The 22,424-nt window shown below is 34.7% G+C and carries 17 protein-coding genes; 12 read left to right on the forward strand and 5 right to left on the reverse strand.

All coding sequences use genetic code 11. The features are described 5' to 3' along the window. The 6 genes from G9C87_RS18190 (at position 1) to G9C87_RS18215 (ending at position 9,597) form a co-directional block, all read left to right on the forward strand. The gene (locus tag G9C87_RS18190; RefSeq protein WP_172283806.1) at positions 1–3,150 is read left to right on the forward strand and encodes a hypothetical protein; all 3,150 of its coding nucleotides are present in this window, start codon (positions 1–3) and stop codon (positions 3,148–3,150) included. Between the two features lie 4 nt (positions 3,151–3,154). Next, positions 3,155–6,742 (forward strand): DUF6443 domain-containing protein, encoded by a 3,588-nt coding sequence (locus tag G9C87_RS18195; RefSeq protein WP_228457048.1) that lies wholly within the window; start codon positions 3,155–3,157, stop codon positions 6,740–6,742. Positions 6,743–6,744: 2 nt separating this feature from the next. Continuing rightward, positions 6,745–7,362, forward strand: a complete 618-nt coding sequence (locus G9C87_RS18200) for a hypothetical protein (protein ID WP_172283807.1) — start codon at positions 6,745–6,747, stop codon at positions 7,360–7,362. A 326-nt stretch (positions 7,363–7,688) separates the two neighbouring features. Then, positions 7,689–8,120, forward strand: a complete 432-nt coding sequence (locus G9C87_RS18205; RefSeq protein WP_172283808.1) for a hypothetical protein — start codon at positions 7,689–7,691, stop codon at positions 8,118–8,120. A 208-nt stretch (positions 8,121–8,328) separates the two neighbouring features. After that, positions 8,329–8,730 carry a hypothetical protein gene (locus G9C87_RS18210; RefSeq protein WP_172283809.1) on the forward strand — a complete coding sequence of 134 codons (402 nt, stop codon included), beginning with the start codon at positions 8,329–8,331 and terminating at the stop codon, positions 8,728–8,730. Further along, on the forward strand, positions 8,731–9,597 hold the full coding sequence (locus G9C87_RS18215; protein WP_172283811.1) for an AadS family aminoglycoside 6-adenylyltransferase: 867 nt from the start codon (positions 8,731–8,733) through the stop codon (positions 9,595–9,597). On the opposite strand, the gene G9C87_RS18220 is transcribed toward G9C87_RS18215, so the two are convergent. Next, positions 9,594–11,174, reverse strand: a complete 1,581-nt coding sequence (locus tag G9C87_RS18220; protein WP_172283813.1) for a GMC family oxidoreductase N-terminal domain-containing protein — start codon at positions 11,172–11,174, stop codon at positions 9,594–9,596. The genes G9C87_RS18215 and G9C87_RS18220 overlap by 4 nt on opposite strands. Before the next feature lie 106 nt (positions 11,175–11,280). Here G9C87_RS18220 and G9C87_RS18225 point away from each other — a divergent pair, with 106 nt between their 5' ends. The 4 genes from G9C87_RS18225 to G9C87_RS18240 all read left to right on the forward strand — a co-directional run bounded on the left by G9C87_RS18225 (position 11,281) and on the right by G9C87_RS18240 (position 15,958). Beyond that, the gene (locus tag G9C87_RS18225) at positions 11,281–11,898 is read left to right on the forward strand and encodes a DUF1684 domain-containing protein (RefSeq protein WP_172283815.1); all 618 of its coding nucleotides are present in this window, start codon (positions 11,281–11,283) and stop codon (positions 11,896–11,898) included. Position 11,899: 1 nt separating this feature from the next. Next, positions 11,900–12,373 (forward strand): GNAT family N-acetyltransferase, encoded by a 474-nt coding sequence (locus G9C87_RS18230; RefSeq protein WP_172283817.1) that lies wholly within the window; start codon positions 11,900–11,902, stop codon positions 12,371–12,373. A gap of 73 nt (positions 12,374–12,446) precedes the next feature. Then, positions 12,447–13,256, forward strand: a complete 810-nt coding sequence (locus tag G9C87_RS18235) for an SDR family oxidoreductase (RefSeq protein WP_172283819.1) — start codon at positions 12,447–12,449, stop codon at positions 13,254–13,256. A 47-nt stretch (positions 13,257–13,303) separates the two neighbouring features. Beyond that, entirely contained in the window at positions 13,304–15,958 is a 2,655-nt protein-coding gene (locus G9C87_RS18240; protein ID WP_172283821.1) for an MGH1-like glycoside hydrolase domain-containing protein, read from the forward strand. Between the two features lie 136 nt (positions 15,959–16,094). Here the strand turns inward: G9C87_RS18240 and recO are convergent, their stop codons facing one another. Genes recO through G9C87_RS18260 form a run of 4 tightly spaced genes read right to left on the reverse strand, consistent with a single transcriptional unit; the run spans position 16,095 to position 20,755 of the window. After that, positions 16,095–16,781, reverse strand: coding sequence for a DNA repair protein RecO (gene recO, locus G9C87_RS18245; protein ID WP_172283823.1), 687 nt, complete (start codon positions 16,779–16,781; stop codon positions 16,095–16,097). After that, a complete protein-coding gene (locus G9C87_RS18250) occupies positions 16,781–19,048 on the reverse strand; it encodes a hypothetical protein (RefSeq protein WP_172283825.1) in 2,268 nt (755 codons plus the stop codon). The genes recO and G9C87_RS18250 overlap by 1 nt, the downstream gene beginning before the upstream one ends. Position 19,049: 1 nt before the next feature. Further along, the gene (locus G9C87_RS18255; protein WP_172283827.1) at positions 19,050–20,000 is read right to left on the reverse strand and encodes a bifunctional metallophosphatase/5'-nucleotidase; all 951 of its coding nucleotides are present in this window, start codon (positions 19,998–20,000) and stop codon (positions 19,050–19,052) included. Next, positions 20,000–20,755, reverse strand: coding sequence for a 5'-nucleotidase C-terminal domain-containing protein (locus G9C87_RS18260; RefSeq protein WP_172283829.1), 756 nt, complete (start codon positions 20,753–20,755; stop codon positions 20,000–20,002). Before G9C87_RS18260 ends, G9C87_RS18255 begins: the two co-directional genes overlap by 1 nt. A gap of 107 nt (positions 20,756–20,862) precedes the next feature. Here G9C87_RS18260 and dapA point away from each other — a divergent pair, with 107 nt between their 5' ends. Both dapA and G9C87_RS18270 read left to right on the forward strand, forming a co-directional pair. Then, positions 20,863–21,735, forward strand: coding sequence for a 4-hydroxy-tetrahydrodipicolinate synthase (dapA, locus tag G9C87_RS18265; RefSeq protein ID WP_172283831.1), 873 nt, complete (start codon positions 20,863–20,865; stop codon positions 21,733–21,735). Positions 21,736–21,841: 106 nt separating this feature from the next. After that, complete coding sequence (locus G9C87_RS18270; protein WP_172283833.1) at positions 21,842–22,348, forward strand: GNAT family N-acetyltransferase; 507 nt, start codon at positions 21,842–21,844, stop codon at positions 22,346–22,348. The last annotated feature ends 76 nt before the right edge of the window (positions 22,349–22,424 follow it).

Here is a 22,424-nt window from a genome sequence, read left to right on the forward strand (position 1 = left end):
ATGAATAATACAATTTTTAAATATTCCACTGCAGTTATACTTCTTTCTTTATGTAATAATTTGATTGCTCAGGGACCTCCTGGAGGAGGAAATGTACCTCCAGTAAATATAGGGGAAAAAAACATTAATCAGCTGTTTGTTGCTCCAGAAGTGAGTCAGCTATTGAAAGTTAATTTTATTCCTATAAACTTATATACAGGAAAATTAAACCTTGAAATTCCAATATATGAAATCAGAGTAGGTGATATTTCTGTCCCAATATCTTTAAAATACAATTCTGAAGGTATAAAGATAGAGGAAGAATCTTCAAATGTTGGAACAGGATGGGTATTACAAGCTGGAGGAAGTGTAAATAAGATGATAAGAGATATTGAAGATAGAAGTACATATCTAAGGACTTTTCAAAATCCATCAGGAATAGGGTTTATGAATAGAATTGTAGCCGCTGGTAATCTAGTAGATATTACTAATGCTAATCTCTATTATTTTAGTAATGATCTTATGCCTGATTTATTTTTCGCAACTGCTCCGAATTTAACCTCTAAATTCTACTTTGACAGAAGCAGCAATAATATTTCAATTAAAGAAGTTGATAACGCAAACAATAAAATATTACCAGGAAATTCAAGCGCAAATGTATATAATGGTGACTTAAAATCTTTAGCTTGGGTGGGAACAGATAAAGTTTTTCCTACATTAAATCAAGCACAAAAAGATGAAATACAACAAAAAATAGATTATTTATTTCAAACATATAAAGGTTCTGATTACGAAAATTTTACAATTATTAATCCTATCGGGGTCAAATATAAGTTTGAGACTTCGGACGTAAATGTATCATTTCCAACTGGACAAGGTGGAGACTTGTATTATGGATCTAATCCTGCACAACTTATATATACAGTTAGCAATTTTTTATTTGAAAAATACAATATCCAGAAAGGCACATGGCATCTTGATGAAATAACAGATACCTCAAATAAAAAAGTACACTTTCAATATAACACTTTTAACAGTTCAATAATAAAAAAATATCCTAATAAAATGTCTGAGGGGACAGTTTCTTTATCTAATCAGGGAGGAAATTTAAATGAAGATAATGGATTCCTAACTAACCTCAGTTCTTCTACAGATTTAAATAAGGATAAATCTTTTTATTCTATGAACGCTCTATATCATTATGTCCAAAAAATAAATTGGGATAATGGAGAAATTGAATTTTTATATGAGACAAACAGAGAGGATGTTTCAAGTAAAAATGCTCTTTCAAAGATAATTGTCAGAGACAAACAATTTCACATCATTAAAGAATATTTGTTTATATATAGTTATTTATCAACTGGGGATTCTAAAAGACTAAAACTAGAAAAAATAGACACAAAAGAAAATAATTTACAAAAAACATTATATAATTTTTCATATTATGAAAATAATAATTTACCATCTCAAAATTCTTTTAAAACAGATTTTTTAGGTTATTTTAACAATAGTAGTTTGTCTGATAATTTATCTTATGAGAATTATATACCCAAGTTATATTTTGTCAAAGGAAGGAAAAATTTATCTATAACACCCTTTTATGTGAATGGTTCTTACCCACTTTCTAATGGAGTAAGAAATATAGAAGCAAATAACTATTCCAGTATAGGTTTATTAAAATCCATAAGAAACAGAGCTGGAGGTTACAATGAGTTTACTTACGAAAATAACACCTTTAGATTTTATAATCAAAATATTATTGGTGGGGGAAGTAGAATATTGGAGCAAACCATTAAAGAAGGTAACGGATCTGAAAGAAAAATAAAATATAAATATTTAGATGAAAATGGTAATTCGTCAGGTGCTATCTCAAACATTCCAAAATTTGCTGATATAACGAAAATAAAAACTGAAAATGGTAATGATCTATATACGTTTCGTACACAGTTGCGGTCATCAAGCAATATCGAATTGACAGATGGAGCCTTTGTAGGTTATGAAAGAGTAACTGAAGAGGAAGAAGGGAAGGGATATATAGAATACATATATACTTCTCCCAGACAATTTTCTAACAATTACCCTGTAGCTACCTATCCCCAATCTCCTTATTTAAATGAAATTAGCAATAGTAGTTTCTTTCCAGGTGATATTTTTATCGAAAATGATAAAACTGGTAAACTAATTAGTAGAAAAGTTTTTGATAATAACTCAAATTTATTAGAAGTCAACACTAAACAATATACTGATAAAGTGTTTAGCACAAAAGATTATACTACTAGAAAACAATTGTCAAATTATACATCTGGTACTACATTTATTTATGATTTAAACTTCCAGCTAATAAATTCCAAAAACCTTTTATCAACAGAAGAAACTATTGAGTATTTTGATGGAAAACAAATTAAGAGTATTAGCAGTTACACCTATACTAATTCCTCAAACCCGTTCTTAACATCTTCAAAAAGAATTGATCCTACTAATAACTCTCATTTGACTACCTACAAATATGCTAGTGATAAAAATAATCAACTCATGGTGGATAAGAATATGATTGGGATTCCGCTGGAAACAATTACTAGTAAAACCATTGGAAATAATACTAAAACAATATCCAAAGTAGAAGTAATTTATCCACAAACTCAAGCAGAAGCTAATGCTAAAACACAAGAATTAGTGTTACCCTTATCTGTGTTATCTTACGATATTTCAAACCTTTCATCTTCAGTTATCTCCGAAATTACCTATGATAAGTATGATACCAAGGGGAATATCCTTCAGTACACAGCAAAAGACGGAATTCCGACAGCTATCGTTTGGGGATATAATAATACCAAGCCTATTGCCAAAGTACAAAATGCTACTCATGCTCAATTGGTAAACTTGGGTCTAATTACAGCTATAGTGAACGCTTCAGACCAAGATGCAGCTGACCCAGCTAATGAGCCTACATTAATAACAGTATTGGATAATTTTAGAAAGAACTCTGGTTTGTCAGCATATCAGGTTTCCACCTACACCTACGATCCTTTAATCGGAGTAACCAGTGTTACTCCTCCCTCTGGTATTAGAGAAGTTTATATCTATGATACCGCCAATAGATTGAAAGAAATAAGACACGACTCTAAAACTGGTAATCTGGTAAAAGAATTCAAATACAACTACAAAAACTAAGGAGATGATGAAAAAATTACTTCAATTTATAATATTATTATCAGGAGCTTCTCCACTATATTCACAAATTATACTCAATACTATAGTTTCCGAACAAAATAAATTGGTTACAGCTCCTTCAAGTATTAGGCTTTTACCAGGATTTGGAATTAAGCCTTTAAATGTTGGAACATTTCGTGCCTACATAAGTCCTAATTCAGGTGGTGGAATTACTCCAGTAGACCCAAGCCCTTCTACCGGGATGAACTCTAGTGAAAATTATATCTTTACAACGCAATGTCTGGATGCAAATTGTATTAAAAAGACAGAAACTGTTCAATATTTTGACGGATTAGGAAGGCCTAAGCAAGTGATTAATATAAAAGCCTCTCCTACAGGGAAAGATGTGGTTACTCATATTGAATATGATGGATTTGGAAGACAGGTAAAAGATTATCTACCTGTTCCACAAGGACAAACCCTAAACGGGGCAATTGTCCCCAACCCTCTAACAAATGCTACTCAACCTGATATCTATGGTCAGGAAAAGATTTTTTCAGAAAAAATTATAGAGAATTCTCCTTTAAATAGGATATTAGAACAGAGACAAATAGGAACAGCATGGAATGGAAAGCCTGTTACTTTTCTGTACGATGCCAATGCAGCTGATGAAGTTAAAAAATATACAGCCACAACGAGCTGGTCAAGTGGGACAACAGCATCTGCTTTAAGTCTGTCAGGAAGTTATCCAGCTAACCAGTTGTATAAAAATACAGTTACAGATGAAGATGGAAACCAATCTATAGAATTTAAAAACGGTCAAGGGCAAACTATTTTAGTGAGAAAAGTTCTTAGCGCTTCAGAAAATGCTGATACTTATTATGTTTATAATGAATACGATCAGCTTGCTTTTGTAGTTCCACCAATGGCCACTAAAGCTTCAGATATAAATGCTGTATTGAGTACCCTTTGTTATTCATACCGATATGATGGAAGAGGTAGATTAGTACTTAAGAAACTTCCAGGCAAAGGCTGGGAATATATGGTCTATGATATGCAGGATAGATTAATCATGACCCAGGATGCTGTAATGGGAGCTAATAAACAATGGCTTTTTACTAAATATGATCAGTTTGGAAGACCTGCATATACAGGGATCTATACTTCGGATCAGGTTTACGGTCCTGCCGGAAGATTACAAGAACAGACAGCGGCAAATGCGAAGGGAAGTAATAATGTAACCAGAACTTCTAATAATACCATTGGATTTACAGATAGTGGAACCGGGATGTCGGTGTATTATGATAATGGAACTTCAAGCTATCCTAATACTATAAGCAGACTTCTGAGTATTAACTATTATGATACATATCCACCGTATAACTTTAATCCTCCATTTCCCTCAAATGCTTTGACAGATAATTCAACAGGGAATTCTGTAAGCACAAAAAGTTTACCTGTTATGAGCTTGGTCAAAAATATTGAGGATGATAATTGGACTAAAAGCTATACTTATTATGATAATAGGGGTAGAGTTACTGGAACTTATTCTATTAATCATTTGGGAGGTTATACCAAAACAGATTCTCAATTAGATTTTACAGGGGTTCCTCAAACCATTACAACCGAACATACAAGGCTTACAGGGGATCCTAAAAAAATAATCACTGAAACATTTACTTATGATCACCAGAACCGACTGAAGATTCATAAGCATAAAATTGATAATAACCCCGAAGAAATCCTAGCTCAGAATGACTATAATGAGCTTTCCCAATTGAGAAATAAAAAAGTAGGTGGAACTGTGCCATCTAGTCCTCTTCAAAGTATAGATTACTTTTACAATATACGTGGTTGGATGACTCATATTAATGACCCTCAGGCTCTCAATGGGAAACTTTTTGGGTATTCTATAAAATATAATAATCCTGAATCTCCTGATATTGTGCCGGGAAAATTTAATGGGAGTATCTCGGAAGTGGATTGGATCACTTCCAATGATGGTATATTAAGGAGATATAATTATCAGTATGATGCTTTAAATAGAATGAATAAAGGGCTTTATTCAGAACCTGGTTTATCAGTTATACAGAATAAGTTCTTTAACGAAGAATTGACATATGATCTCAATGGGAATATTCAAACCCTTAAAAGGTACTCTAAACCTTCGCAAGGAATGACAGCGGAAGTAATTGATGATTTGATTTATAATTATGAAAATAACAATCAAAGTAATAGGCTTTCAGCTATTACATTACCAACAGGGGTTGTTAATAATCCATCTGGCTATAATGCATTGGGTAAAGTAATAAGCTATGACAATAATGGGAGGATGACCAACCATTTGGATAAAGGAATCAATAAAATCGTCTACAATTATTTAAATTTACCCGATAATGTAACGAAAGGTACAGGTACTTCAAGTCAGATCATTAATTATATCTATCGGGCTGATGGGGTAAAGATTAAAAAGATAATCTCTGGAGCTGGGATTACAGGGATAGCTCAGATAGACTATTTGGATGGATTTCAATATCAAGATGGAGTGCTGCAATTTGTTCCTTCATCAGGAGGTTATTTTGATTTTGCAAAAAACAAGTATATTTACAATTATACCGACCATTTAGGAAATGTAAGATTAAGCTATATGAATAATGGTGCAGGAGTAGAAGCAATTGAGGAGAACAATTACTATCCTTTTGGACTAAAACATGAACGTTATAATAATATAGGTGGGAATTCTGTTTACCAGTATAAATACAACGGAAAGGAGCTTCAGGAGACTGGTATGTATGATTATGGAGCAAGGATGTATATGCCAGATATTGGTAGATGGGGCGTGGTGGATCCGAGAAGTCAATACACTCACGAGGCCTATAGTTACGTTTGGAATAACCCAATAAGTTTTTGGGACCCTACTGGAATGCAAGGAGAATTAGCTTATCCAGACCGGGATGGTAAATTTAAAGGAGAAACATGGACTGATGTGGATGGAACGTTTAAATGGAATGGGCAAACATGGAGTGATGTAAGCAATGGCAGTTCCGTTATCACTCAAGTAACTCTTGCGGGGAAAGCTAAGAGTAATAATTCTGGTCCCGGAAGTTTAGCTATGGCAGCTTTGTTAGTTTCACAAGCTGATTCTCCCGTACCTGGTCCTGCAGATATAGTAGCAGCGGGAATGTTAATAGGAGCCGGAGTTTGGTGGACATATAACCAATTTGTACCACCAAGCACGGGATATACTACTATTGCAGATCCCGGTGTGGGAATGAGAAATTTAAAGACTGAAGATACTGCTGAAGAGGATAAGGATGTGAATGGTGTTGAAATACCCCAAGAAGGAGACAATTCCGAATATGTAGACAAAACAGGTAAAAGAGCTGTTAATAACAAAGAAACAAATGTTTCTGAGGGGGATTTTGTGGGTAACTTAGAAAAATCGGGTTATAAAAAGACCAAAAGTTCGGAAGATGGAAAATCAAGAACTTATTCTAATGGGAAAACTTCTTATAACCTTAGAAATGATAAGAGAGGAAACCCTACCGCTGATTTCAAAAAAAATCCAGATGGAGTAGGTAAAACAGATATTAAAATACGACTAAAACCATAAATATGGAAAATTTTGTAGTTGATAGAAAAGAGTTTGAACATTATAAATCGAGAATGAAAAAGTTATTTCCTGATTATATCTCATTTGAAAAAAACTCTTTTAACAATAACTTTAAGTACTTTATAGCTTTTGATTTTGACTATATTTTTGAAGAGATATTTTTTGAAGGAATAATATCTTTTTTGAATAAGATTAAAAACGGGAAGTTATTTTTCTATACAATTGATCCTTCACCTGAAGACTATTTTTTTATACATTTTAATAAGTATAGTGTTTTTGAATTAGAAACAAATAAAAGTTACGATGATTTTAATTATATTATGTATAAAGACCCTGGTGTAAACACTGCAGATGCTATTGGTATAAACTCAAACGAAATATCATTTTTTTCTGATTCAGATGATTGGGCAATTATAGGTTCAAGAGAGTGGGAAATTGCGATTGCAGGATTCATATCTTTGGAAATGAAAGAAAAATTTTTGAGTTCTTTTGGAGATAATTCAGATATATTCACCTCTATTGGACAACAGGTAAATATATTAGATGATATGTTAAATTTTGATAATGAGCTTAAAGAAGACTATAAAGAATTGTCAAAGAATTATCAAGATAGAGAATAATCCCCTCTTGTTAGTGCGAGCGTCCCGCTCGTACCGGTAGATAAAAACAAACTCACCGTAAAACGGTGAGTTTTGTGTTTAAAATTCATTGAATTTTTCTTTTGGAGAAAAAAGCGTCAATGATGTGAAAAATATGATTGTGGTCTTCTGGTTATCCACGATGTAAATGCAGTTGATTTAGTATCACAAAAAAATAAAAATACTAAGGAATGATAAATGAATTAAAACACAAGAGGAGAGAGTACTTCTTCAAGGAAATGATATTGAAATGTGGGTAAATACAAAAACCAAAACAATAGAAACGGCTTATCCGATAAGAAAATAATATGAATACAGTAAAAATATCTACAAATGAAAGCTCTTTCGAAAAATATAAAGAGACTATTACAGGGGTTGTCTATTTGGACTTTGGTGATTTTTCTTTCCCAGAAAAAAACTGGAATGACTTTGTAATTGTAATTATGAACAACTGGATTAAATCAATTAACAATATTAAATTGGGGATTTCTGAATATGCAGATCTTTTGTTTTTTGATGGTTCTTTTTATGTAAGAATTAAAATTACAGATAAAGATAATTGTCTAATTGAATGTATTGAAAATCACAGAACAGAAAAAATTATATTTAAAGAACAGATAAAATTTAAGAAGTTAGAAAAAGAAATTTTCAGTACTGCAAAACTATGTAAAGTATTTTGTACAAGACAAAATTGGAGAAGTGAAGAACTCGATGAATTAGATTATTTATTACGAAAGTAAAGAATAAATAGTTTGCTTATTTTAAAACAGTATCAATAAATTAATATCAAGATGAACAAAAAAGCCAATTCCATGAATTGGCTTTTATATTGTAAAGTACTTTTCCAATAAAAATTCCTTAACACAATCATAATCCATTCAAAATATACATTTCAATTGAAATTTAAATAAATTTGCAGGATATATTATTTGCAATTCATATAAAGCCGTGGAAGAAATTGTTGTAAAGCCTATTATTGCCAGAGAACTTCTTGAATCCCTTAAGACAAAAGTGGAAGAGGAGAAGCAGGTTATTGTGCACTGCTGCTTCCCGGCCTCTCCTTTTTTGGGCAACCTGATCCGGATATGGAATACCACGTATCTTTTTGATAACAGTTCGGAGCATCAAAGTAAGCTGATCCACGCTGAAAATATTACAATATTTCCGGATTGGACTCCGGTTCCTTTTATGCGGGATTTTTGGTTTACACTCATATTTTCAGGGTTACCAAAAGATTGTAAAAGTTTTGATCTTAAAGAAGTCATTCCTGAAGAAGGTGGATTTTTTGTACAATCCATCAAGAGAAATGCAATGGATGTATACAGAGTGAAAATATCAGAATCTTATTAAATGAAAACCAGAGAAAAAAAATTACAACAGATCATTGACTGGGCGAAAACGAATTCGGATATTCGTGCTGTTTTGTTAACCAGCTCATTAGTAAATCCTTATGCTCCTGTTGATGATTTTAGTGATCTGGATATTGAACTTGTCTTTGAAAAAATGAAACCATATGAATCTGACAAGACATGGTTGGAACTTTTTGGGGCGCCCATTTCAATGGTGGAAGAAGATGAAACATTTTTTGACGGAGTCCATGCAATGAAAATGGTTTTGTATGAAGATCTTGTGAAAGTGGACTTCAAACTCTATGAAAAATCTGAATTTATAAAAGAAATAAAAAAAGATGAGCTTCCTGAAGATTGGGACGTAGGCTATAAAGTTCTGATCGACAAAGATGAGTTGACAAAGAATCTGAAGGACCCGACTTATCAGTCTGTGATGATTAAAAAACCCACAACGGAAAGGTTTCAGCAACTGATGAATGATTTCTGGTGGGACACAACTTATGTGGCAAAATGCCTTAAGCGTGAAGATATTTTTTATGCTAAATTTATGAGTGAGGATGTAATCAGAACTGATTATCTTGTTCCTTTGTTGGAATGGTATATTGCCAGTGAAAACGGATGGAACAATATAACGACAAATAAACACGGAAGACTTTTCAAAAAGTATTTGTCTCCAGATCTATGGAAAAGGATTGAAGCTACTTTTTCCGGAAGTAGTATTGAAGAAAACTGGAATGCTTTATTGGCATATGCAGATCTTTTTCATGAAATAGGAACTGACCTAGCCAGAAAGCTCAAAACTTCATATCCTGAAGAGCACGAAAGTAAAGTACGAAAGTACCTTACGATGATAAAGACTCAGGATTAGTCGAATTCATTTTGCCGGATTAGGTTTTCAATGCAGTATTCAGTAATTGCAACAATCGTTACAAAAGGATTCACGCCAATGGTTCCCGGAATTAAAGATCCGTCCAGGATGAAAAGATTTTCATGATCTTTTAATTTACCATATTGAGTGGTGGCTTCACCTAATACACAACCTCCTAACGGATGATAACATATATTAGGCCCAAAACCATTTTTAAAAAGAAAATGGCTTCTGGTACCTCCATTAGCCCGGTTCATTTTCCGGATAAAATAATCTGCATTCTCTCTCATCTTTTTTGTATGACTTTCATTCCAGTCAATATGGAGTCTTTGAGTTGTGGTATCAAAAGATACCTTTCCCTTTTTATCAACCCTGTTGATTAGCAGATATAGTGCAGTAGCTACATCCATACCCATTGGCAATGGTGCAATCTCCGTGAAAAAAGGATGTTCTTTATCTTCCCAGTTGTCAACTCCACCTACAGGAATAGTGGATTGCTGAACTCCTGTACCTCCGGACAGAGGTCTGACCCAGTTTCTACCGGTCATAAAGTTTCCGTTATTACCCCAATTTTCCCCTACATTACTGTTGAGTGTAAGCTGGTTTTTCGCATGGGATTTTAAAAGAAGCTCTAAAGTTCCCATAGTTCCTGCAGATACGATCAGCTTTTTACAATGAAAAATTTTCTCTTTGATTACTTCTCCAGAGGTATTGATCTGTTTGACATCCAGTGTATAACTTTTGTCATCATTTAATTTGATGGAATTAACTGAATGGAGATCCAGTATTTCAAGATTTCCCGTGTCTGATGCTTTTTTTAAATACGTTTTATCAAGACTGTTTTTACCGTGATTATTTCCATAGATCACTTCTGTATTAAGCGCAGATCTCGGAACTTCATTTTTATATTCTCTCTCCATGTATTTGAAATCATACACATTCGGAACACGGATGGTTTTAAAGCCTGCTTTATGAGCCTCTTCTTCACCTACTCTTGTAAATTTATAATAAGGACAATCATGCAAAAACTGTTCATCAATCACATTGACCTTCAGCTCTTTTCTGGCGAGAGGAAAATAGTAATCATAAAACTTTTCGGCATCAAGCTGTGGAAAAACTTCTTTAAAATAACTTTCTTTAGGGGTTACAGCCATTCCGCCATTTACGATAGATCCTCCACCAACACCTCTTCCCGTCCAGATATTGATATGTTCAAAATCCAGTCGGTCCAATGCACCTGTAAAAGGTTTTAAAGAGAACAGGTTCATAAAGGGTGCAATGGTCTTCTTTTTCAGCCATGCAGCACTTTCTCGGGGTTTTAATAAGTTGGAAAAAGGAATCCCGGATTTTTCCCAATTCAGTCCCATTTCAAGCATTAATACTTTTTTTCCCGCCTCACATAAGCGTAAAGCTGCTACGGCGCCTCCGTATCCGGAACCGATAATAATGACAGGGGCATCCAAAATTTCTGTTTTTTCAGGAGATTTTGGAGCGGAACCATATAAAAGATGCGTACCTAAAAAGTAAAAGCCAGATATTCCAATGATACCTGTTTTAATGAACTCTTTTCTATTCATGTTCGTTATTTTCCAAAAACTATGCTAGAAAAACACAAAAAATTATAATTTTTAATTAAAATTAATGGGACTTTTTATTGTAATTTTAACCTTTAATAGATGAATAATGAAAAGATACCTGTTACTATTGCTGCTGTTTCCTTGTTTCGTTTTTTCACAGAAATCAATCCTTAAGGAGAAAGCTGAAATCAAAAAATTCCAGAAGAACCTTAATGCGGAGTATTTAAATCCTAAAGAAACTCCTTTAAGAGGAGATAATTTTACAAATTTTAAAGCACATCCTTTTTTTCCTGTGGATCTAAAATACAGAGTAGAAGCTAAGCTGGTACGAACAGCTAATGCTGAACCGTTTGAAATTCCTACTTCATCAGGAAAGACTAAGCAATATAAAGAATATGGTAAGGCTAGCTTTACGTTGGAAGGGCAGGAGTATACGCTTACTTTATATCAAAGTCTGGATCTTTTAAAACAAGAAAAATATAAAGACTATCTTTTCCTTCCTTTCCGTGACCTGACCAATGGAAAAGAAACTTATGGTGGCGGAAAATATATGGACCTTAAAATTCCGAAAGGAAACACTCTTATTCTGGATTTTAACCAGTCTTATCAACCGTATTGTGCATATAACGCTTATGATTATAACTGTCCGGTTGTTCCCGAAGAAAATAAACTACCTGTGGAGATCCGTGCCGGAGTAATGTATAACGATATTTACCACCATTAATATGATTCATTTAGAATTTTACAAGCCCGAAGATTTTTCCGGAGTTAACTATACATTGGATGACGTTCAATCGCAGTATACATCAACTGCCGAATTTGCTATAGAGAGAATCAGAGAAAGAAATGATGGTAAGGGATTTTCTGTGACGATCTTTGAAAATGAGAATCCTGCAGGCTATTTTGCCTTGGATTTCGGTGATGATAAACTGGATCTTACCCATAATCCGAAATCTGTTTTATTAAGATCATTGTCTATTAATCCCGATTTTCAGGGGAGAGGCATTGGAAAAGCTGCTATGAGCCTTGTAGATGATTTTGTAAAAAATCATTTTAAAGATTGTGATGAAATCGTTCTTGCTGTCAACGAAAACAATATTTCTGCATATGAGCTGTACATAAAAGTAGGCTACATATTCGAGGGGAAAACCAGAATGGGACGGAGTGGTCCGCAACGGCTGATGTATAAAAAACTTTAAGAAAATTTTAAAGTAAAAAAATTCTGCTTGGCGCGATCTTTCCACTAACTTTGAGTAACATCAAATAAAAAATATGGAAATATCCCTTCATAATCAGGTGGCTGTCGTTACGGGAGCATCAAGTGGAATAGGTACAGGAATCGCTAAATCCTTAGCTTCAGCAGGTGCCACGGTCATTGTTAATCATTCTTCAGAAAGATCCGTTGAGGAAGCCAAAGCTGTCTTAAAAGAAATAACGGATGCTGGAGGAAAAGGAATCACCTATCAGTGTGATGTTTCGAAAGAAGATCAGGTGATCGCTATGTTTCAGGAAGTGATTTCCCGATTCGGAACTGTGGATATTCTTGTTAATAACGCCGGGATTCAGAAAGATGCTCAATTCACCGAAATGACCATGGATCAGTGGAATGCTGTAATTGGGGTTAATCTTACCGGACAATTTCTTTGTGCCAGAGAAGCAATTAAGGAGTTTCTTCGCAGGGGAATAGATCTTTCTCGTTCTAAGGCTTGTGGGAAAATCATTCATATCAGTTCTGTCCATGAAATTATTCCATGGGGAGGCCACGCCAATTATGCATCAAGTAAAGGGGCTATCCGTATGCTGATGCAAACCCTGGCACAAGAGTATGGAGCACAAAAAATTAGAGTTAATTCTATTTGTCCTGGGGCTATCCAGACACCAATAAATAAAAATGCCTGGGATACTCCGGAAGCACTCAACAGTCTTCTTAATCTAATTCCATACAATAGAATCGGACAACCGGAAGATATCGGAAACCTGGCCGCTTTTCTGGCGAGTGATCTTGCAGATTATATAACAGGAACCAGCATTTTTGTAGATGGAGGAATGACGACTTTTGAAAGCTTTTCCACAGGCGGATAAATAATGATTTGCCTTTAATTTACTATTTCATTCTTAAAACTACATATATGACAGAACAGCAGAGACTTTCTGATATACAATGGAAAAAATGGGGTCCTTATGTAAGCAATAGGGAATGGGGATTGGTACGTGAAGATTATAGTGCGAATGGAGATGCCTGGAACTATACCAATCATGATATTGCTGAAGCGAAGGCATATCGTTGGGGGGAAGAAGGGATTTGCGGGATTTGTGATGACTGGCAGAAATTGGTGTTTTCCATAGGGTTCTGGAATAAAAAAGATAAGATGATAAAGGAGCGTTTCTTTGGTCTTTCAAACGGCCAGGGAAATCACGGTGAAGATGTTAAAGAATATTTCTATTACCTCGATTCCACACCTACCCATTCCTACATGAAAATGCTTTATAAATATCCTCAGAATGCTTTTCCATATGAAGATCTGCTAAACATCAATGCAGGAAGAAGTAAAAATGAAGATGAATATGAATTGATAGATACCGGTATTTTTGAAAGAAACGAATACTTCGATATCTTCATTGAATATGCTAAAGAAGGGGCAAATGATATTTTAATACAATTAACGGTTACCAATAAATCTGAAAATGAAGTTCCGCTTATCATCTTACCAACACTTTGGTTCAGGAATACCTGGAGTTGGGGATATGATGATTATAAGCCTCTGCTAAGCTCAAAAGAATTTTCAAAGATTAAAATTGAGCATAAGGATCTTGAGGTCAGAAATATCTATTCCAAACAATCCCGGAAAACATTGTTTTGTGATAATGAGACCAATAATGAACGGATATATCGTTCGGCTAATAAATCAAGATACTGTAAGGACGGAATTAATGACTTTATTATTAATCAGAATTTATCGGCCATAAATCCGGAGAATAAGGGAACAAAAGCCTCTTTTTATATTGAAGATGATTTTAAAGCAGGAGAAACAAAAACCTTTGAGTTTCGGCTCTCCGATAAAGAATTATCAGAACCATTTCAGGATTTTGAGGCAATTTTCAATTCAAGAAAAAAAGAATCTGATGATTTTTATAATGACATCCAGAAAGGAATCCGGTCTGATGATGAAAAGCTGATTCAGAGGCAGGCATTTGCAGGCTTGTTGTGGAATAAAATGTATTATCATTATAATGTTGAAAAGTGGCTGAAAGGTGATCCTGCAGAAATGCCTCCACCTAAATCCCGTGGGAGAATAAGAAATTACGATTGGAAACATCTGAATAATGAACATATCATTTCGATGCCTGATAAATGGGAATATCCATGGTATGCAACCTGGGATCTGGCATTTCATGCCATAAGTTTTTCATTGATTGATCCCGATTTTGCTAAATATCAGTTAAAGTTGTTCCTGTTCGAATGGTATATGCATCCTAACGGGCAGTTACCCGCCTATGAGTGGGATTTCGGTGATGTAAACCCACCGGTTCATGCCTGGGCGGTTTTTAAAGTTTTTAAAATCGATGAATATCTGAAGGATAAGCCTGATCTTGAATTTCTGGAAAGTGCTTTCCAGAAGCTATTGATGAACTTTACATGGTGGGTGAATAAAAAGGATAACAACGGGAATAATATTTTTGAAGGCGGATTTTTAGGACTTGATAATATAGGCGTTTTCGACAGAAACAGTACACTCCCGAATGGAGAACAGCTGGAACAGGCGGATGGAACCAGTTGGATGGCCATGTTTGCGCTCAATATGATGAGAATTGCCTTAGAGCTTGCTCTCTATAACAGGGTTTATGAAGAGATGGCAATGAAATTCTTTGAACATTTCCTTTCTATCGCCCATTCTCTTGATAATATGGGTGATGAAAACTTTGGCCTCTGGGACGAAGAAGATGAGTTCTTTTATGATGCTATTTCTTCCAGTGATGGAAATCATATGTATCTTAAATTAAGGACAATAGTGGGACTCATTCCTATGTTTGCGGTTGAGGTAATTGACGATGAGGTGATTGAAAAACTTCCTAATTTTAAAAAGAGGATGCATTGGGTATTGGAAAACAAACCCGAACTGGCAGCCCTTGTTTCGCACTGGGAAGTGAAGGGGCAGGATTCAAAGCATTTGCTTTCTCTGTTGAGAGGACATCGCTTAAAGAGGCTTCTCAACAGGATGCTGGATCCAAACGAGTTTTTAAGTGATTATGGTGTGCGCGCACTATCCAAAGTATATGAAAAAAATCCTTATACAATTAATCTCAATGGGGTTGATTATTCTGTAAAATATACACCTGCAGAAAGTGATAGTGGGCTTTTTGGTGGAAATAGTAACTGGAGAGGTCCTATCTGGTTTCCTATTAATTTTCTGATTATTGAGAGTCTTCAAAGTTTTTTCTTTTATTATAGTCCTGATTTTATGGTAGAATATCCTACTGGCAGTGGAAATTATTCTAATCTTGAGGAGATTGCAGATGCTCTAAGTAAAAGACTCGCAAAAATATTCCTTAAAGATGAAAATGGAGATCGGCCGGTCAATTCACAGTATCCAAGGTTTCAGACAGATCCTGATTTTAAGGATTACATTCTTTTTTATGAATATTTCCACGGTGATACAGGGCGTGGAGTAGGAGCTTCTCATCAGACAGGATGGACCGGACTGATATCTAAAATTCTTCAACCAAAATTCCCCAAAAAGGAAATAGCGGAATCTCAAACGGAATTGCCGGAAGAAACGAAATAGTTGAGCTGGGAGCAATTGGCTAAAAAGCAAGCGAGCAGAATAATAATGTATTAAATACAATTTCACAATTCAGCTACCTTACAACATAAACCGATGACAACCATAATAAAAATGAACTTATGATTGTGTAATTTACTTATTCAAATATCTGCTGGATCACTTCCAGGGAAGTTGGAATCTTAAAGTCTGTAATATGGTAATGGTAATAAACCAATATACTATCCAGGAGATCCTTTCTTAATGCTGAATGAATTTTTAATTCATAAGGATTCTGTGAAGAAATAATAGATTTCCAAGCGGCTGAGATCTCATGGCTGAATAATTGATGAGCCGGTTGAGGTGAAAAAGTTCCTGTTTCCGGATCCAGATACTGGTGATGGTCGAGTAGGGGTGCTACACCCTGGATTTTTAAAATTTTAATTAAAAAAATCAAATGGGATTGATAATTCTTTAGAGAGAGTTCATCAATAAACTCGTCAATGGAAAAATAAAGATTGGAATTTTTATGTTCATTTCTCAGGATCTGATTAAGAAAATCTGAAATAAAGAAAACTACAGTATTGATCTTTATATCGGTGTAAATATCGTTGTTTTTTACCAACTCGAATCTGGTAACGGACGGTATTCCGCTACTTTTTCCTACAGGAATGGAAAAACTGAGTTGGTTTAACGGAAGCAATAATGCTTTTTTCTTATTTCTTTTGGAGTAAATCCCCTTCAGGAAAAAAGTCTGAAAGCCTTCCTCTTCTGTAAAGCAATGAAGAACCGCATCATTTTCCCCGTATTTGATAAATGAAAGTAAAAATCCTTTTTGTGAATTCATTAATTAACCACAGCTATTTTGGCGGTCGCTTTATCAGAACCATCTTCATTGGTCATTAAGACAAAATAGATACCTGATGCTACTCTGGTTCCTCGCTGATTATTAAGGTCCCATTCATAATAACCACCTCTTGCTACTGCCGAGTGAATAACGTTTCCTGCAACATCAGTTATTCTTATGTTTGTTTTTTCTGCCAGACCTTTGATTGTAACTTTTCCTTTGAAATTGGAATATACCACAGGATTCGGGTACACCACTACATTTCCGAAGCCCGAAGTTACATCCGCTACATCTCCCTGGTAGGTTACAATTCCATTGTAAGAAGCAAAATATACCTTTCCTGTTTTTCGGTCTACTTTAATATCAGTGATGCTATTCGTAGGCAATGGTGAATTTTCCTTTGTAAAATGCTTTATGGTTCTTTGTCCATCTGAAGACAGATAATATACTCCTCCACCATCTACTGAAATCCATTTATAATCTCCTGCATCTACTTCTATTTGTAGAATTTGAGAATCACGGAAAAGCTCCTCACCTAGATTATTCTGCTCTATGATAATAGGGTTTACAGTAGGATTGGGTTCTTTAATGGCTGTTACTGCATTGGATAAAATACGTAGTCCTGTGTCAGAACCGATCCACGCATCTCCGGCTTTATCAATGGCGACAGAAACCGTTCCTCCTGAATTGGTTGGAAATCCGCTGGCTTGAGTCAGGATATAAGCGGTATCATCAGATACGTTTGTTGGAGTCTTTTTATAATCATATACTAAAAAGTTGTTCGTCCTTGGGATCGGTACCCATAAAAGATTTTCATAATATAGAGCTTTCTGCACACCGTGGCTCAGACCTGCTACTTCCTTTATAATAAAATTGTCAGCAGTTTTATCATACGGAACTATAGCCATAGATCCATTATCCATAAAACCTACAGTAGCAAATAAGTTATTTTGATCATCATAAGTTAAGCCTACAGGTCTATAGGCAAAGTTATTAGGTGGTGATAAGCTGTAATATTTAGTAAAATCAAAATCTTTATTCGTGCTGTTGTATTTCATTTTGTAAATACCTTGTCCTCCATATACATAGTTGGTGAAATAGACTTCATCCAAATTGCTCGGATCGGCCACAGCATCTAAAATATTAAATGACTGTGTTTGTCCTATAAAATAAGATGAATATATCCATTGCATTCCGTTAAAGTAGTAGAAACCGGGGTTTCTAGGATTACTTATAGGAGTGTTGAATCTTGCTTCTCTACCTCCGGTTGAAACTAAAATTCGATTTTCACCATATAAATTAAGTTTATAAGCATAGTTGAAATAGGGACCATCCGGTTTAAATGCATTATTGGTTTCATCTTTAATTCCCGAAAGAATGGTTCCTCCATATATCTTCGAACCTGTCCTTATAGCGGTATTACATTCTTCTCCTACACTCGCAGTCCCAACATAGTTTCCGTTGGTATTGAAAGTGTAAATCCTACTCTGATCGGTAACAATAATGCCATTTGAACTCACTACGATATCCTGTACTTTTCCAAAAGTCTGTGATAGTGGAGTAGAGACACCATTATTAAAGATGTATGCTGTAGTTGCAGAAGAAAAGCTAATAACAGGATCAGAATCGATTTGGGTAAATGTTCCCGGGACATCAGTTGTCCAGGTAGAAAATACCGGAAAAGTCGTATTCATTTCATGGCTCTTTAAACCAGTATTCGTTACAGAATATACCTTATTATCTACGATAGTTGCTTCATTACTCGCTTCATATACACCTCCTGCAAGAAAAAAAGCAGAATCGTTAAACTCTTTTTTTCTAAGATCAAAAATAGAGACTCCATAGCCAACTGAAATAACAGCCTTATCTCCTGTAATTGATATATGATTGATTTTTTTGCTTCCGTTGTATCCTGTAGCAATGGGGATATCTACAACATAAGTAACACCGTCCGGAGTAACAATATCCAAGGAGCCGTTTTGATAACCAATAAGTCCGATCTTGGTTTGAGCATTGTAATCAAAAGCAGAAATACCTACTTCATGAAGGCCGTTTGCTTTGGATAACTTCGTAATTTCACCTGTCGAGATGGTATAATAGAATAGCCCGTTTTCTGCAGCTGCAATTATTTTCCCATTATCTTCTTTCATGGAGATAACATTGTTGTAGGAGAATATATCCGCCCATTTTTTTGAAGAGATAACCTGAGCATTAGCCATTTGAAAGCATGCTAAAATACCAAGGGAAATTATGGAGAGTTTTTTCATATTATGCTATTATACTGCTATCTATTACCTGATTATTCCAGGAGATATGTTGTACGTTTTTGTTATTGTCAAAGTGGAAATCTATTCTGCCTAAAAGAAGTCCTGCCCATCCCACCTGATTTACCAGGACATTTTTTCCTTGACGGTTTTTAAAGGTTTGGGGTTCCGGTAAAAATGTATGGGTATGTCCTCCTAAAATCAGATCGATATTTTCTGTACTTGCAGCCAGTATCTTATCACTTACCTTATCGGGCTCTCCTTTGTAATCGTAGCCAATATGTGATAAGCAAATTACAAGATCACATTTTTGTTCATTTTTCAAAAAGTTTGAATAATGTTGTGCAACTTCAATCGGATTCGAATATACAGTTTCCTGATATTGTTTTTTACCCACTAGCCCCTCCAATTGAATGCCTACTCCGAAAATCCCTACTTTGATTCCGTTTTTATTGAAGATTTTATAGAGAGATGTTTTACCATCTAAAACTGTATTTTTAAAATCGTAATTCGAGCAGATGAATGGAAACTGTGCATTAGGCAAAACATTCAGAAACCCCTGTAATCCATTATCAAAATCATGATTCCCCATGGTAGAAGCATCATATTTCATCATGGACATTAATTTGAATTCAAGTTCGCCGCCAAAGAAATTAAAGTATGGTGTTCCCTGGAATATATCTCCCGAGTCAAGAAGCAATACATTGTTTTCTTTACTTCTGATTTGCTGTATTAAACTTGCTCTTCTTGCAAAACCTCCCTGATTAGGATTTTTTGTATAACTTTCATCAAAAGGTTCTATTCTGCTGTGCTGATCATTGGTATGAAGAATAGTAAGTTTATTTGTTGAAGATAAGGTACTCAGTCCGAAATCTTCAGCCATCATCATATTGGGAGCTAAAGCCATTGCCATAGTCCCGCCACCAATTGTTTTTATAAATCTTTTTCTATCCATTATTTCTTACCGATAAAATTTAAACGAACATCTGTATTGGGAACAATCTGGGGGTTTTTCTTAAAACAATCAATAAAAAGATCTCTCATTTTAATTCCCGTAGAAATTGATTCCCCTTTTGCAAAGAAATTCATGTTATCACCTCCTAATGCTAAATAATCAGAAGTTGCAATATAATAATCCTGACTTGAATTAATGGTTTTTCCGTCAATTAAAGTTTTGGACGGTTTGCCGTTTTGAGTTTCTATATACAAGTGAGAAACCGGATTATTGACCTCATTTTTTGCATAGTATTCAAATAAACCCTGCAAGTCGGATCCCTTCATTTTAACAATGACCACTTCATTTTCGAATGGCATCACTTCGTATACATTTTTGAGTAAAATATCACCCTTGCCAATGGAAGTGCGAATACCTCCTATATTGATGAGAGCAGCGTCAACATTCTTTTGCAGGTGTGACTTTGCCCATTCATTGGCTCCTTCAAAAGTATAATCAGCTAAAAGATTTCCCAGATTGCTGTTATCACCTTGTTTGGTAAGATCTGTGTTCGTATGGGAAATTTTTTGATTCATTTCCCGATCCAGTTTTTGTTTATAAGGTTCAATAACTTTTACAAAAGCCTCATCATTCTTCAGATCTTTATTAATGGAAATATTCTTTTGTGTTTCCACATTTGCTACCTGTAAAGGAATTGTTTTACAAGAAGTAAGCGAAACCAAGGCAATTCCCAGCAATAAGAATTTATTTTTCATAATTTCTTTTAGTATATGCAAATATAATTATATGTAGAATAAAACATTATTATTTATTATAAATTCTTAGTCGAAATTATTAAATTTGACAAAAATAATTCTAACAGATGAGCATTTTAAAAGGAGTAGGTGTGGCTTTGGTAACACCCTTTAATGAAGATTTATCCGTTGATTTTGATAGTTTAACAAAACTTGTTGAATATAACATTGAAAACGGAACCAGTTATTTAGTTGTTTTAGGAACTACAGCGGAAGCTGCAACACTTTCTGCAGAGGAGAAGAAACAGGTTACAGATCATATCATTAAGGTAAATAGTAAACGCCTTCCTTTGGTTCTGGGAATTGGAGGGAACAATACTCTTGAAGTAAAAAAACAAATTGAAGAAACGGATCTTTCATCATTTGAAGCAGTTTTATCAGTTTCTCCTTATTATAATAAACCTAATCAGGAGGGGCTTTATCAGCATTATAAAGCTCTGGCTTCTACAGGAAAAAAGATCATTATCTATAACGTGCCTTCCCGAACAGGACAAAATATAGAGGCAGATACTACGATTCGATTGGCTAAAGAATTTCCTAATTTATTCTTAATTAAGGAAGCCGCTCCGAACATTCTTCAATATTTCGATATTTTAAGAAAGAAGCCTGAAGGTTTTTCATTAGTATCGGGAGATGATGAATATGCATTGCCTGTAACTTTGGCAGGGGGTGAAGGAGTTATTTCCGTTATAGGACAAGCATATCCAAAAGAGTTTTCTACTATGATTCAGTTAGCTTTGGATGGAAAAGTAAAGGAAGCTTATGAAATTCATAACAAACTTGTGGAAATCACAAGATTGATTTTTGCCGAAGGAAATCCATGTGGAATTAAAGTGATTTTGACAGAAAAAGGAATTATTAAAAATTATTTAAGACTTCCTCTCGTAGCAGCATCAGAAGGACTTTACGCGAAAATAAAAGCTGAAATGGCGAATATTTAAGATACGTAAGACGTTAAAAATAAATATGCGGTTACGTTATCTGTCAATAAATTAAATAACATAAAGTGAAAGGTTCGTGCCTTTCACTTTTTTTAATGATAAAATTATGGAATTAGTAAAAGCAACAGAAAATGACATTCCTTTAATTCAGGATTTAGCCAGAAGGTCATGGGAAAATGCCTATGCAGAAATACTTTCGGCTGAACAGATGGAGTATATGTTGGGTACAATGTATTCTACAGAAGAGATTGCAGGGCATTTGCAGCACCCTCATTATCATTATTATCTTATTAAAGATGGAGAAAGTAACTCTTTTGAAGGATTTATAGGCTACGAAAATGCCTACGAAAATCAAACAACAAAACTCCACAGGATTTATTTGGTTCCCGAGAGTAAAGGAAAAGGATTTGGGAAAAAAGCACTCGCTTTTTTGGCAGACAAAACACTTGAAGCTGGAGATGGCAGAATAATCTTAAATGTAAATAAATTTAATGCCGCAAGACAATTTTACGAATCTCAAGGATACCGGATCTACGACGAAGGAGTATTTGATATCGGGAATGATTTCGTGATGGACGATTATCTCATGGAGTTTATAATTCACGAACAATAGACTTATAATTGTGTAACAATATCTGATAATTCTATAACGGGTGACTTGGTTATAATTGTGATATTTGCAAAGAACC

The organism is Chryseobacterium sp. LAM-KRS1, assembly GCF_013184525.1.
GTDB lineage: Bacteria > Bacteroidota > Bacteroidia > Flavobacteriales > Weeksellaceae > Chryseobacterium > Chryseobacterium proteolyticum.